The sequence below is a fragment of the Idiomarina sp. Sol25 genome (genome assembly GCF_033052775.1).
Classification (GTDB): Bacteria; Pseudomonadota; Gammaproteobacteria; order Enterobacterales; family Alteromonadaceae; genus Idiomarina.
In genome coordinates this window covers 36,827-51,193 of sequence record NZ_JAUPEW010000009.1, presented here as the reverse complement: position 1 = coordinate 51,193, position 14,367 = coordinate 36,827, and the positions used below count along the sequence as shown (strand labels likewise).

Sequence of the window (14,367 nt, the reverse complement as noted above, 5' to 3'; positions counted from 1 at the left end):
AAACGGAGTGTTTCAATGAAAAAACAACTATTAACAACAGCTATAGCTGGACTGGTGACTTTGTCATTCAATGCTACGGCTAATGAGAACGCCTTTAATGATGGCGATAAAGCCGTAGAATACCGCCAAAAAGCGTTATCGGTTATGCAGCAAAACTTTGCGGCTATGGCTGCAATGGTTAAAGGCGAAGTTGAATACAACGCAGACTTTTTTCAACGTCGTGCAAATGATTTTGAGAAAATGTCAGGTATTCCATGGTCAGGTTTCGGTGTTGAAGGCGCAATGCCAGGCAACAACTCTGATGCATTAACCGCCATATGGGATAACTGGGATGACTTTCAGCAGCGCGCTAATGACTTGCAAGAGTACGCTGCCAGACTGGCGGACGTTAGTCAAAAAGGCTCTATTGACTCAATAAAACCGGTTTTTATGGACGCCGCAAAAACCTGCAAAGGTTGCCACGACGAATATAAAGACTAGTTAAGCAGCAACATTAAAATTAACCAGACAGCAACCGCTAAAATGAGCCCCTGCCAGCCGGGTTTAAGATTTGGCGCTTGCTGACTGGTGGTTCTGTAACCATGCACCATGGAAGCCACTAAAGGTGTTCCTTTAAGGCGATAAAAAAGCACCGCCAGAACATGTACGGCAATAACAATTAATATCACGTCGAACTGAGTTTTATGCCAGCTGGTTACAGCTTTTTGACCATCTGAAGATAGCCAATTTGATAATGGTCCCGAGAATAAAATGCCGTCGGTTGAGAATAACCCTGTAATAACCTGACTTAAGAGCAACCCAAGCATAATAATGACAGCCCAGCCACCAGCCGTACTGTGGGTATTCTCTGCTTCATAGCGCCCTTTAAAAACATTATGCAAATGCTTAAAGATAGCTTTAGGCGACTTTAAAAAGGTTTTAAAGCGGGCATTTTCGCTACCAAATATTCCCCAGCAAATTCTGACTAAAAGTAACGCAAGTAACGCAACTCCAATATCCTTATGCAGCTCCATGCGGCCATTTTCAACGGTCCACCAGAGGCCGCCTAAAAGAACGATAAGCAAGCCGTGAAACACCCGAATAAAGCTGTCCCAAACTTTTATAGAATTTCCTTTCTGTTTCATATTGTTAGCTCCAAATTACTGGGAATATAAAAAGCTAAGTGCTAGGGTATAATTAATTCGATTAAATGGGTAGTGACTATGCGCAAAGTTCTTATTGCTGACGACGACTTTATCAGCCTTGAAGTGTTAAAAGCCATGCTTGCCAATTTTGAGGTAAGTATATTAACGGCAATGACGGGAGAAGAAGCCCTGACTTTGGCTAAAGAAGCTCCGGATCTCATTTTTCTGGATTACGAAATGCCGGACATGTCGGGAGCTCAAGTCTGCCAGGAGTTGCGACAAAGTGATATGCACAAGAACACACCGGTTATCGCTATTACCAGTCATCAAAGCGCAAGCGAAATGAACGCTTGCCGTGAAGCCGGCATGAATGCGACATTGCATAAACCGGTTTCACCAGAAGCGCTTAGCGAGTTAATGACTGAATACTTGTGAACTACCCCGCGACGTCGCTTCGCTCTGATCTCGGGGTTTTCTCGGCAGCATTAGATAAAGTCGATAAACAGCAACTATTATTGATGCTTGAATCTTTGGTCGTCCGCCAATTGCACCAAAGATTCGCTTTCTTTCAGGAACTGACTGGAAAATTCACCGAAATACTGGCTAACCTCATCGAAAAGCGAGATAAAATCCGACTTTTTACCGCTTTCTATATCATCGATGATTGCTGAAAATTGCTGTAAATAACGTCTTATCGACGAAAACTGTCCTTTATTCGCAGCAATAATATCGGCATAAAGTTCCGCATTTTGCGCAAACAAACGACCAATCATCATTAATTCCATCCGATAAATAGGCGAGCTCAGTTCCAGCAGCTCTTTAATATCGACGCGTTCATTAGCCAGGTGAACACCGTAAGCAAAGGTGCTTAAATGGCGCATCGCCTGGATCCAGCCCATGGCGTCGTCATGTTTATCAGCATTCACTTCGTGTAAATGGGCACCCCAGTTAACAAACTGATCCAGTAACCACTGATAACGCTCTGGTTGGCGTCCGTGAGTAACAACCACCAGCTGCTTCGCCAAATTCTGCACAGAAGGACCAAACATAGGGTGCAAACCAACGACCGGCCCGCTATGCTGTGCCAGCATGGCATTTAAAGGAGCCGCTTTAATGCTGGTTACATCTGCCAGAACACAGTCCTCCGCTAAAGGTGGTAACTGCTTTATCAATTCAACGGTCTTATTCACCGGAACACTCATCAATACCAACTGCGCCTGACTCAAATCGTCCTTATCTGGCCAGTCATCGTTTTTATCAATGGTTATTACCGAATATCCTGTCTGTCGTAATTGACTGACCAAACGTGCACCCAAAGCCCCTTTACCGCCAAACACAAAAACCGGTCGTTCAAGTTGAGTCGAAGTCGCAGCAGCCTGTGCCGTTTGCGTTCGATACGATTCTCGAATAATACGACGAATAACATCTTCAATTAAGTCTTCCGACAAGCCGGCCTCTTTGGCTTTGCTTCTGCGCGCTTTTATTAAAGAACGTTCTCTCTGTGGAACGTAAAGAGGCTGTTTCAACGAACGTTTGGTTTCTCCCACAGCGGCAGTTAGCTTTGCTCGCCGCGCAATTATCTCAATTAATTCGTTATCAGTGGCATCAATTGCATTGCGCAGTTCTGCTAATTGTTGGTCCGGGTCATGGCTCATGAGATGATATTTTATTCCTCTTTTATGGCTTTTATAACACGATGGTAGGCTTTTTGAATTTTTTGCATTTTAGCCACACTTCCACCTTTATCAGGATGGTATTTGTGCACTAGTTTGCGATATTGCTTTTTAATAAAGGCCTGGCTTGCCGGCGGTTCAACTTCCATAATCTGCCAGGCATCATTCACAGACATACTGGTTTCTACGTTAGAAGAAGCATGCCCCATGCGCTGCCAAAAATCATCCAGCATAGATTCAACGTCAGCGCCGGATGTTGAGCCCAGCTGATTCAGGTCTAAATAATATTCTGCTAGCGCGTCCTTTTCTGTCAATGCAGAAACCCCACGCTGCCATGGCTGACACTCAATATTCAGGGTATGAATAAAAAGTTCGCACTTTTTTTCTTCCCGCCAGCGTTCACGCAATTTATAAAGACAGTGAAACAATAAAAAGTGAGTCTGAAACAGGGTCAAAGGATCACGCAGAGCTTCTTTGTCAAAGAATTCATAAGGCGGCCCCTGCAAAGACGCAATCAGTTCGTGTTCAGTCCAGTGGTGCTGAATATCCAAATTTTCAGCTAAAATTTGGGTTAATATTTCGATATCTTCGTTCATTCTAAAACACTATCAAAAAACCCAGCACAAGGCTGGGTTTTTCTTTGCTATTTCGTTTGTTTGCTAAAAGCTTAAGACAGCTTCTCGCGGATACGTGCAGACTTACCAGAACGCTCACGCAAGTAGTACAGTTTCGCGCGACGAACCGCACCACGACGTTTGACTTTAATGCTGTCAACTAATGGGCTGTGCGTTTGGAAAGTACGCTCTACGCCTTCACCATTCGATACTTTACGTACTGTGAACGCTGAATGCAGACCGCGGTTACGAATACGGATAACAACACCTTCAAACGCCTGAAGACGTTCGCGGTTACCCTCTTTTACTTTTACATCTACAACAACAGTGTCACCTGGTGCAAACTCAGGTAGATCTTGTTTCATCTGCTCTTCTTCAAGAGCCTTAATGATATTTTGGCTAACTTTTGCCATCTTCGTATCTCCTATCCTAGGTAAACTGTACTTTATTTGCCGGATGATTGCTGCGCGATAAACTCGTTCAACAATATTTCCTGCTCGTCAGTCAGAGCTAGGCTATGAATTAACTCTGGTCGTTGCAGCCAGGTTTTACCCAAAGACTGCTGTAAACGCCAGCGACGTATCTTTTCATGATCACCGCTTAATAACACTGGCGGTACTTGCTGCTCATTATAAGTTTCAGGCCGAGTATAGTGAGGGCAATCCAGTAAACCGCTGGCAAAAGAATCTTCTGCTGCTGAATTATGGTGTCCCAACACCCCGGGAATTAACCGTGATACCGCGTCAATAAGCACCATTGCCGGTAACTCACCACCGCTTAAAACGTAATCCCCTATCGACCATTCCGCATCAACGTATTGCTTGATAACGCGTTCATCAATGCCTTCATAACGGCCAGCAATCAAAATCATTCGATCATTGCTGGAGAGCTGTTGCACTCCGCTGTGATCAAGTTTTTGCCCTTGCGGTGACAAATAAATAACAGGAGTCTCCTCACCCAGGCTTTTTTTTGCTGCGTTGATAGCATCCACAAGTGGCTGCACCATCATCAACATACCTGGACCACCGCCATAAGGTCTGTCATCAACAGTCCTGTGGCGATCATGAGTGAAATCACGAGGATTCCATACACTCACTGTCAGCAAACCTTCCTTTATTGCTCTGCCGGTAACACCGTAATCGGTAACGGCCGAAAACATTTCAGGAAACAAACTGATGACGCCAACCTGCAATGGTTTGCCCATCAAAAGTCCGATGGCCACTCAACCTGAATCTGTTTGGCTTCCTTATCAACCGCAGTGACATATTCACTTTGGATAAAAGGAATTAAACGTTCAGATTTCCCGAACCCATCGTTGCTGTTTGCTTTTACGACCAACACATCGTTCGATGCGGTGGGCATAATTTGTTCAACCACACCCATATCATAGCCGTTGGTGTTCACTACACGCATACCAATAAGGTCGCGCCAGTAAAACTCGTCATCAGCTAATGCCGGTAACTCATCTGCAGTAATGCAGATATCCGCGCCTGTAAGGCGTGCAGCCTCATCACGATCGGATATGCCTTCTAACCTGGCGATAAATCCGTTGTTGTGGCGACGCCACTCGACAACTTTCATTTCCCGCTCAGTTTTTTGGCTAAGTAACCAAGGGCTGTATTCAAATATCGATTCTGGATCATCGGTAAATGACTGCACTTTCAACCAGCCTTTTACGCCATACACCGCACCGATGCGACCAACGACGATTTGCTCTGATTGCTGCATTAATTTACCTACCTGAATCTGTTAATGCTTACGCCGCAGCGCTTGCATCTTTAACTAATTTAGCAACACGATCAGATAACTGAGCGCCTTTGCTTACCCAATGCTCGATGCGGTCAACATCAACACGAAGCTTTTCTTCCTGACCACGAGCTACAGGGTTAAAAAATCCTACTTTCTCAATGAAACGACCGTCGCGAGCATTGCGACTGTCAGCAACTACCATTTGGTAGAAGGGGCGTTTTTTCGCGCCACCACGTTGTAAACGAATGGTTACCATTGCGTTCCTCAATATAACTGTTTTGTAAATGTAAAAAATAGCAAAGCCCTCCGACGGAGTCGGAAGGCTCGGCAATTCTACTGATTTTTACTGCAAATGCAAGCTTGACGCGCTTTTTCCTAGCGTCCGGGGAACATTCCTGGTGGCATCTTTCCGCCCATGCCGCGCATCATTTTCTGCATGCCGCCACCTTTCATTTTTTTCATCATTTTTTGCATTTGAGTAAACTGTTTAAGCAACTTGTTCACATCCTGTACCTGAGTACCAGAACCGGTCGCTATACGGCGCTTACGCGAGCCCTTTATTACGTCGGGACGTAGCCGTTCCTTCGGAGTCATGGAGTTGATAATGGCTTCCATGCGCAAGGTCATTTTGTCATCCATCTGACCTTTCATTTGCTCAGTCATTTTACCCATGCCAGGCATTTTCGTCATTAATCCCATCATGCCGCCCATTTCACGCATCTGTACGAGCTGATCACGAAAATCCTCCAGTGAGAACTGGCCTTTTTTCATGACTTTTTTCGCCACGCGCTCCGCTTTCTCTTTATCGACTTTTTGTTCCACTTCCTCAATCAGAGAAAGCATATCACCCATGCCGAGAATTCTGGAGGCTACGCGGTCAGGATGAAAAGGCTCGAGTGCATCGTTTTTCTCACCAACACCCAGAAACTTGATAGGCTTACCGGTAATATGGCGAATAGACAGAGCCGCACCACCACGAGCATCACCATCAGTCTTAGTCAAAATAACCCCAGTTAACGGCAAAGCTTCGCTGAATGCTTTAGCGGTATTTGCCGCATCCTGACCCGTCATCGCATCAACGACAAACAGAGTTTCAACTGGGTTGATGGCGGAGTGGAGTTGCTGGATTTCCTGCATCATATCTTCGTCAATAGCAAGACGACCGGCCGTATCGACTAACACCACATCAATAAACTGCTTACGTGCCTGCGCAATAGCAGCATTAGCAATATCTACCGGCTTCTGCTCAGTCGTGGATGGGAAGAACTCTACCCCAACCTGCTCGGCAAGAGTTTCCAGCTGTTTAATAGCGGCCGGACGATATACGTCGGCGCTGACCACCATCACTTTTTTCTTCTGGCGCTCGGTTAAATATTTAGCCAGCTTGCCCACACTGGTAGTTTTACCTGCCCCCTGCAGACCTGCCATCAAAATAACAGCCGGTGGCTGGGTATTTAATTGCAGTGGCGCATTCGCCTCACCCATGGCTGCTTCCAGCTCAGACTGGACAATTTTTACAAATACCTGACCCGGCGTCAGGCTTTTGTTGACCTCTGTACCTACTGCCCGTTCTTTAACTTTAGCAATAAAGTCTTTGACCACAGGCAAGGCAACATCAGCCTCAAGCAGCGCCATGCGAACTTCGCGCAACGTCTCTTTAATATTGTCTTCGGTCAGTCGGCCTCGGCCGCCAATAGAATGTAGCGTTTGCGACAAACGTTCCGATAAATTCTCAAACATGTCGATCGTCTCTTATATTGCGATTTCTGACGTTAATAGTAATGGGGACAGTATATCTGATTTGCAAGAAAGTTTCGCCCCGTAAGTATTGGGTTTAGCCGACTGACGTCGTATACTCGAGACACGAACAACAGGAACCAGGGAAGTCGAGCGCGTGATGCTCTCTTTATTGTTGCTAATCAGCTTATTGGGTTACAGTGCCAGCGCTTTTGTTATTCTACAAAATATATTAAAAAACAAAGTGCTTCATCCAGCTTATCAGATCATACCAGCTGCTTTGGCAGTCGCTGCGCATGGCTGGCTTATCATAATAGAGCTCGCTGACGATGATTTTGATCACATTAATATCTCGTCCAGCCTGGCTATTGTGGCTTTTCTGATAGCCGCTTTAACCGTAGTGAAAAATAACCAGGCCAGTAACTTATTTTTGAAACCGGTTATTTATCTATTCTCTGCGCTTACCACACTGTTACTCGTATTTATTCCTGTTAACTGGGGAGCCGACATAAGCGTAGGGCACGGGCTGGTTTTTCACATCACTTTGTCGTTGGTCGCTTATGGAATACTGGCTTTAGCCACACTTTACGCACTACAAACCAGTTATTTAAACCGTGTGTTAAAAAATCGCAAAGGTCATATTCTGCTGAGCAAGCTGCCACCATTAATGACCGTCGAAAAATACTTCTTTAACCTTCTGGCGCTGGGTACTTTTGTACTATTTCTCGCTCTGGGCTCAGGGTTTCTTTTCCTCGATGACATGCTTGCTCAGCAGCAAGCTCACAAAACTATTTTAACTAGCGTCGCAGCTCTGCTTTATCTATTAGCCGTGGTCCTGCACAGAACATCTGGCTTACGTGGCCGCATTATTGTGGTCATTACTGTACTTGCCAGCACGCTATTAACCTTAGGCTATTTTGGCAGCCGCTTCGTGAAAGATTTTCTCTTATCCTGAATGATACTTGACTTCATAGCTGAGAACTCTACATTGTCACATTCACAGTATAATTAAGGAATAAACCGTTGGACGAGATATCAACGAGCATGTTGCTCGTGATTTTAGCCGTACTGTTATTTTTATCCGCATATTTCTCTGGCTCCGAAACTGGCATGATGTCTATCAACCGGTACCGTCTGCGCCACCTAGTACAAAACAATCATCCCGGAGCTAAGCGTGTTCAGTACCTGCTTGATCGCCCCGATCGGTTAATCGGCCTTATTCTTATTGGTAATAATCTGGTCAACATTGGCGCATCCGCTATCGCAACAATTCTTTGTCTGCGCTGGTTTGGTGACGCAGGAATTGTTGTCGCTACTTTTGGTTTAACCTTAATTATTCTGATTTTTTCTGAAGTCACGCCAAAGACTATTGCAGCACTGCACCCGGAACGCATTTCGTTCCCCAGCTCCTTAATTTTGATGCCTTTGCTGAAAATCATGTACCCTATCGTTATTGGTATGAACTTCATCACCAATTCCTTTATGCGCATGCTGGGGGTCAACCCGAAACAGTCACAAATGGCTGACGCATTAAGTTCCGACGAGTTACGCACCGTGGTTAACGAGGCCGGAAACTTAATTCCAACTTCGCATCAGGAAATGCTGGTCAGTATTCTGGATCTCGAGAAAGTTACGGTAGAAGACGTCATGGTGCCCCGTAACGAAATAGTCGGTATCGATATTAGTGACGACTGGAAATCTATCGTTAAACAATTGTCGAATGGCCAGCACACCCGCGTACTGCTTTATCGCAATGAAATAGATGATGCTATCGGATTTCTGCATGCCCGCGATATCATGCGTCTGATGAGCAAGAACCAGTTTACCGCTGATAAATCCATATTAGTTCGCGCAGCACGGGACAGCTACTTTATTCCTGAGGGCACACCACTGAATGTTCAACTGCTAAAGTTCCAGCGTCGTAAAGAACGTATCGGACTGGTTGTTGACGAATACGGCGACATTCAGGGACTCGTTACTCTCGAAGATATTCTGGAAGAAATTGTTGGCGACTTTACGACTTCCATGGCGCCGGCTCCCAGTGAGTCAGTAACGCTTGAAACCGATGGCAGCTTTTTAGTCGACGGCTCAGCTAACTTGCGCGAATTAAACAAAGAAATGAATTGGGATTTTCCGACGGATGGTCCAAAAACCTTAAGTGGCCTTATTATTGAGCAGTTCGGAGATATTCCTGATGCCCGGTTGTCGCTGCGTTTAGGCGGTTATCCGGTAGAGCTTGTTGAAATTGGTGACACCATGATAAAACAAATTAGAGTATTTCCCGAGCTCTACCAAAAAACCGACAACCAGACCAATGACTAACCGAAGAATAAACGCCATAGCCAGCCGTGCTTTAAGTCTTCCTCACATTTATTCAATTGCGCGGCGTATGTCATAGAGCGGCTTTTCACAACCCTGGATACTTTTACCAACCAGGGTTTCTTTAAATAAGACTTACGTTGATAACCGCCCCAACCTTCATGATAGTTAAGGTATTGTCCGTAAGCATCCCATTTCGATACGCCATTAATTTTATAGGTTTTTGCTATAAACCAGCCCATAAAATCAATCGCATCTTCAAAATCATCGCGGCTGGCCCAACCGTTACCCGTTTCACGCTGGTAATCTTCCCAGGTCATCGTTTTCGCTTGCGAGTAACCGTAAGCCGAACTCACCCGCCCCCACGGAATAAAACCTAAAAGGTAATCTCTGGGAGGCAAAGCATTATGCTTAAAGGAACTTTCCTGATACATCATCGCCATTGGCACGTGAATAGGCACACCCCAGCGCTCACGCACATCTGCGGCCGCATGATACCAGTCACGGTGTTCTTCAAAAATATGGCAAACATTTTCAGGATTAGCCGGAGGAGGTGTTGCACAACCACTCAGAGTCGCTACAAAAAAAGCACTTACCAGCACTTTCGGTTGAATTGAAAAAAAAAGTTTTATCGCCATTGAACTTTATTCACTCGCTAAACTCTCAGTAATTGAACACATGTTGTAGCTGAAAAACGCATTCATGTTCATCCCCTGAACGTTTATAGAACGCAGTCCAAATTTGGGCTGCGTTTTTTTATGTTTATCAGTCAGCGACCTGGCCTGAGCGTGCCGCCTGTTTGAAATAGTTTGCCAAAAACGTATCAAAATCAACGTTATTGTCTTGCTGATAACGATCTTCAAACGCTTGCTCTGATTCGGCCGCCCATTTAGCAAAATCATCTTGTTGATAGTAACTGAGCGGTTCATTTTTCAATTGCTCACGGTATTGCTTAGCTAACTGCATACCTAAATTACTATTATCGCGATCTTCTTCTTTAAGCAAACGTAAAATTTGTCCCGATAACGTACTTTCCGGATTTAATACCCATTCATACAAATCCGCCAAATGATTCTGATAAACTTTACTGTCTGAACTATTATCCAGCGCTTTTGCAATTGAAGCGAAATCTGCAAAAAGTTCTTCCAGCCAGTCAGCCATTAAGCGATCAATACCGTTTTGCTGCAAGCTTAAGCGCGGGTTACGCCCCTGCATCACCACTTTAGTAAAGTTTTCATCAGCTTGCTGCTGCTGTTCCCAGCTCATTTCTTTGCTTGGTTGTAATAAACAATGCAGAAGCATTAAGTCCAGAAAGTGCATTTGCTGCGCAGTGATACCAACATCACTAAACGGGTTCACATCCAGCGCACGAATCTCTATGTACTCCACGCCGCCTCGCTCTAAAGCCTGGCTAGGCGTTTCGCCATCGCGTGCTGTCTGTTTAGGACGAATTGGCGAATAGAACTCATTTTCTATCTGCAGAATATTATCGTTAAGCTGACGGTAATCGTCGCCTACTTTTACACCGATTTTCGAAAACTGCTGAGAAGGCGTTGTAATTGCGCGGCGCAGGCCCTTCACATACTCATCCAATGAATTGTACGTTATTTTCAGCGTTGCCTGTTCTTTATTGGTATAACCTAAGTCGCTCATTCGCAACGACGTGCCGTAAGGCAAAAATACCGTTCCTTTACCTACCGTATCAAAATTCCACTTTTGCAGAATCTCTTCGTTTTTCGTCTGACTGAAAAACGATTTACACAAAGCGGGTGAAGCGCCAAACAAGTACGGAATAACCCAGGCAACACGCTTAAAGTTACGAATGAGCGCGAAATACCGTTCCGTACGGAAACTCTGGTTATTACGAACGCCTTCAATCTCCGCTAATTCTTCCCACATCGCATCGGACACGGAAAAATTGTAATGCACTCCGGCAATAACCTGCATGGTAGCGCCATAACGGTATGTCAGACCTCGTCGGTAGAGGCTTTTCATACGTCCCGAATGCGAGTCACCATATTTAGCGATACGAATATCGTCATCTGAGCCAATGTAGCAAGGCATGCTCATCGGCCATAACAACTCGTCATCAATGGCGTTATAGGCCACACGATGAATATCACGGAGCTGTGACAGTGTGGTGTTAATATCGGAGGCAACCGGAGTAATAAACTCAAGTAGGTTCTCTGAGTAATCGGTTGTAATGGTTGGATGCGTCAGAGTTTTTCCTAACTCCTGAGGATGGTCACCCGGCGCCAGCGTTCCATTTTCTTTTATGCGCAAAGCTTCACGTTCAATACCACGCTTAATGCCTTGCCAAACTGCTGTTTTACCCGATTGCTTAAGCTTTTCGATAACTGCTTGAAATGTTGCTTGCAAATGACAACTCCACTCACTAAGACGGAAGGTTTTCTGTCGCTAAGCTTACTGGTAATTCGCTAAAAGGTCTATGTTTGTCACTCTTAATTTGAGCACATAACTTGGCGATTAAGGCTCAACGTGGCAGACTAGCTGCTGTTTATCTAACCTTTCGGTTACGGATCAACCATGAATTCATTCTGGACATTTTTACAGCTCATTTTTGTCATTCTTCAGGTAACCAGTCTTGCGTTATATGCCCTGTTACCTTCCCCCTGGAGTGACACTGTATTAGTCGCAATGATTCTGTTCAGTTTGATTATTGGCATTGTCATTTGGTGGTGGTCCCGGCGCAACGCGCTGACAGCGCCTTTTCGGCAACCCTTTTTATCGTCCGATTCATTACAACTGTTTGAACAAGTCTTTAACGACCTGCCAACCAGAGTGTACTGGCGCGATCCCGAACTGAAATTGTTAGGCGGAAACCGTGCTTTTGCCAATGACTTTGGTATTGATCCTGAATCTCTGGCCGGTAAAGCGGATGCAGAAATAGACTCTCTTGCCAGTAACGATGTGTTACTGAAAAGGGACAGAAAAACTTTTAGCCAGCAAACACCGTCCGCTAATGCTGAAATCGAATTGAAAGCCAATGGGGAAAGTCAGTGGGTCGAGCACTCCAGTGTTCCCCTTTACGATGACGACGACAATATTATAGGCATTCTCGGTAGCTACTACGACATTTCCGGTATTAAGTCGGTTGCAGAAGAAATGGAAAAAGCCAAAGAAACTGCCGAACGTGCCAACCAGTCGAAAGGTGAGTTTCTGGCGAATATGAGCCATGAAATTCGCACTCCAATTAACGCTATTGTCGGTATGGCAAACCTTTGCCTCAAAACCGAGCTTACGCAAAAACAAAAACGCTATATCAAAGTCATAGACTCTTCTTCGCAAGCGTTACTGGGCGTAATTAATGACATTCTCGATTTTTCAAAGATTGATGCAGGGAAGTTAACTGTCGAACGCATTCCTTTCGACTTGCAAGACGTATTGACCTCATTGGCGGATATGTTTGCCTACCGAGCTTACGATAAAGATCTTGAGTTTATTATTAACTTACCAGCCAATATACCCACGCGTTTAATTGGCGATCCGCTGCGGTTAAACCAGGTTCTCGTCAATTTGATCAGTAACGCCATTAAGTTTACCGAAGACGGTGAAATAAATGTTGCTGTTAATTTACTGGACAATTCACGGGATAATGTGTTGCTGCGGATCTCGGTTACCGATACCGGTATTGGTATGGACGAAGAGCAGCGCGCAAACCTCTTTAAAGCCTTTACTCAGGCAGACACATCTACAACCCGTAAGTATGGTGGCACCGGCCTTGGTTTAGCTATTTCCCGACGCCTTATTTTGTTAATGGGCGGCGATATCGGCGTAACCAGCGCCGCCGGTCAAGGCTCTACGTTTTACATCGAAGTCGAACTGCCGTTACAGACAGAGCAGGACAACAGTCATCATCAGTATCTTTTGCAGAAACTTAAAGGGGTTCGAATTCTCGCCATTGATGACAACTTAAGTACCCGTGAAATGCTCTATGAAATGCTGCGCAGTTATCAGGTTGATGTAAAAGTTTGCCGCACGGCGGAACAAGCTCTGCAAGTGTTTCAGTTGTCTGTCGAGGACAACAATCCTTATCAACTGGTTTTGGTTGACTGGCGTTTGCCGGGTATGGATGGTCTGGAATTTTGCCAAACGATAACCGAGCGTTATGCAGAAGACATTCGGCCGAAAATGACTCTGGCAACGGGCTACTATGCCGAGGAATTATCCGAAAAAGCGAAGCAGGCGGGCGTAAACGATATTATTTCAAAGCCATTTACCGCTTCAACTTTAGGACGAAGCCTGACGTCTACCCTGGTTCAGCACGAGCTTCCGGATGAGAATGATGCTGACAATAACGACGGCATTCCGGAAAGCATTCTGCGAGCGCCAATTTTAGTCGTAGAGGACAACGAAATTAATCAGCAAGTGGCACGTGAAATCCTTGCAAGCCATAAGTTTAAAGTCGACATTGTCGAAAATGGTCAACTGGCGGTAGAAGCTGTTCAGAATAATAATTACTCGCTGGTATTAATGGACATTCAAATGCCTGTTATGGATGGGCTAAAGGCGGCTCGTACTATTCGCGCCGACTTCAATTATCAACAACTACCAATTCTGGCAATGACAGCGAATGCGATGAGCGGTGATGAAGAGCGCTCGCTGGCTGCAGGTATGCAGGGACACATTGCAAAACCTATTGATGAAAAACAACTCATTAAAGCCATTGTGAAATGGGCTGTTCCCGGTGACTACACCAATAATCAGCAGCAGGAAAAAGTGCGCGAGCCTAAACAGGAAGAAGCACCGAAATCTCCGGTTCGAATACCGCAGGTAAAAGGCATTGAGTTTGAAGCGGCATTAAAGCGTTTACAGTACAATGTTGAGCTTTATCTGAAGTTAGTAGAGCAGCTGTATGAAACCTACCAGGGTAGCGCCACTAAAGTCTCTGACTTTATTACCCGGGGCCAGCATGAAAGCGCGCGACGCTATTTCCACTCATTGAAAGGAGCCGCCGCTAATCTTGGCTTTACTCATTTACAAAGCAAAGCCGCCGACTTAGAGCAATTTATGGCAGAAGGTAACATCGATAAAGTTGCTGACCAGATCACTGAGCTGGAAAAACGTTTGCGCTATGCGCATCAGGCGGCTGTAGACTTAGAAGCTATTCAACAACATCAGTCTTGAGGA

The 14,367-nt window shown here is 45.2% G+C and carries 15 protein-coding genes; 5 read left to right on the top strand and 10 right to left on the bottom strand.

Translation table 11 applies throughout. The annotated features are described in order from the left end of the window. Positions 1-15: 15 nt before the first annotated feature. Positions 16-480, top strand: a complete 465-nt coding sequence (locus Q5L94_RS11815; RefSeq protein ID WP_317498592.1) for a cytochrome c — start codon at positions 16-18, stop codon at positions 478-480. Here Q5L94_RS11815 and Q5L94_RS11810 read toward each other — a convergent pair. Beyond that, positions 477-1,124 carry a cytochrome b/b6 domain-containing protein gene (locus tag Q5L94_RS11810; RefSeq protein WP_317498591.1) on the bottom strand — a complete coding sequence of 216 codons (648 nt, stop codon included), beginning with the start codon at positions 1,122-1,124 and terminating at the stop codon, positions 477-479. The genes Q5L94_RS11815 and Q5L94_RS11810 overlap by 4 nt on opposite strands. A 78-nt stretch (positions 1,125-1,202) precedes the next feature. Here Q5L94_RS11810 and Q5L94_RS11805 point away from each other — a divergent pair, with 78 nt between their 5' ends. Then, entirely contained in the window at positions 1,203-1,559 is a 357-nt protein-coding gene (locus Q5L94_RS11805; RefSeq protein ID WP_317498590.1) for a response regulator, read from the top strand. A 77-nt stretch (positions 1,560-1,636) separates the two neighbouring features. Here Q5L94_RS11805 and tyrA read toward each other — a convergent pair whose 3' ends face one another. The 7 genes from tyrA to ffh all read right to left on the bottom strand — a co-directional run bounded on the left by tyrA (position 1,637) and on the right by ffh (position 6,900). Beyond that, positions 1,637-2,779 carry a bifunctional chorismate mutase/prephenate dehydrogenase gene (gene tyrA / locus Q5L94_RS11800; RefSeq protein ID WP_317498589.1) on the bottom strand — a complete coding sequence of 381 codons (1,143 nt, stop codon included), beginning with the start codon at positions 2,777-2,779 and terminating at the stop codon, positions 1,637-1,639. A gap of 11 nt (positions 2,780-2,790) precedes the next feature. Continuing rightward, positions 2,791-3,393, bottom strand: a complete 603-nt coding sequence (locus Q5L94_RS11795) for a DNA-J related domain-containing protein (protein WP_317498588.1) — start codon at positions 3,391-3,393, stop codon at positions 2,791-2,793. A gap of 71 nt (positions 3,394-3,464) precedes the next feature. Continuing rightward, positions 3,465-3,824: a 50S ribosomal protein L19 gene (gene rplS, locus Q5L94_RS11790; protein WP_317498587.1), complete on the bottom strand. Its 360-nt coding sequence runs from the start codon at positions 3,822-3,824 to the stop codon at positions 3,465-3,467. A 32-nt stretch (positions 3,825-3,856) separates the two neighbouring features. Next, positions 3,857-4,615 (bottom strand): tRNA (guanosine(37)-N1)-methyltransferase TrmD, encoded by a 759-nt coding sequence (gene trmD / locus Q5L94_RS11785; RefSeq protein ID WP_404396845.1) that lies wholly within the window; start codon positions 4,613-4,615, stop codon positions 3,857-3,859. After that, positions 4,615-5,139 (bottom strand): ribosome maturation factor RimM, encoded by a 525-nt coding sequence (gene rimM, locus Q5L94_RS11780; protein ID WP_317498586.1) that lies wholly within the window; start codon positions 5,137-5,139, stop codon positions 4,615-4,617. Before rimM ends, trmD begins: the two co-directional genes overlap by 1 nt. Positions 5,140-5,167: 28 nt before the next feature. Further along, a complete protein-coding gene (rpsP, locus tag Q5L94_RS11775) occupies positions 5,168-5,416 on the bottom strand; it encodes a 30S ribosomal protein S16 (protein WP_011234962.1) in 249 nt (82 codons plus the stop codon). 119 nt (positions 5,417-5,535) lie between these two features. Then, on the bottom strand, positions 5,536-6,900 hold the full coding sequence (gene ffh, locus Q5L94_RS11770) for a signal recognition particle protein (RefSeq protein WP_317498585.1): 1,365 nt from the start codon (positions 6,898-6,900) through the stop codon (positions 5,536-5,538). A gap of 157 nt (positions 6,901-7,057) precedes the next feature. On the opposite strand from ffh, the gene Q5L94_RS11765 reads away from it, so the two are divergent. Both Q5L94_RS11765 and Q5L94_RS11760 read left to right on the top strand, forming a co-directional pair. After that, positions 7,058-7,852: an inner membrane protein YpjD gene (locus Q5L94_RS11765; RefSeq protein WP_317498615.1), complete on the top strand. Its 795-nt coding sequence runs from the start codon at positions 7,058-7,060 to the stop codon at positions 7,850-7,852. 68 nt (positions 7,853-7,920) lie between these two features. Then, a complete protein-coding gene (locus Q5L94_RS11760) occupies positions 7,921-9,219 on the top strand; it encodes an HlyC/CorC family transporter (RefSeq protein WP_317498584.1) in 1,299 nt (432 codons plus the stop codon). Here Q5L94_RS11760 and Q5L94_RS11755 read toward each other — a convergent pair. Next, positions 9,216-9,854, bottom strand: coding sequence for a hypothetical protein (locus tag Q5L94_RS11755; protein WP_317498583.1), 639 nt, complete (start codon positions 9,852-9,854; stop codon positions 9,216-9,218). The two genes, Q5L94_RS11760 and Q5L94_RS11755, sit on opposite strands and share 4 nt — an antisense overlap. A gap of 127 nt (positions 9,855-9,981) precedes the next feature. Further along, a complete protein-coding gene (gene gshA, locus Q5L94_RS11750; RefSeq protein WP_317498582.1) occupies positions 9,982-11,595 on the bottom strand; it encodes a glutamate--cysteine ligase in 1,614 nt (537 codons plus the stop codon). A 168-nt stretch (positions 11,596-11,763) separates the two neighbouring features. Between gshA and Q5L94_RS11745 the strand changes: the two genes are divergently transcribed. After that, on the top strand, positions 11,764-14,364 hold the full coding sequence (locus Q5L94_RS11745; RefSeq protein WP_317498581.1) for a response regulator: 2,601 nt from the start codon (positions 11,764-11,766) through the stop codon (positions 14,362-14,364). The last annotated feature ends 3 nt before the right edge of the window (positions 14,365-14,367 follow it).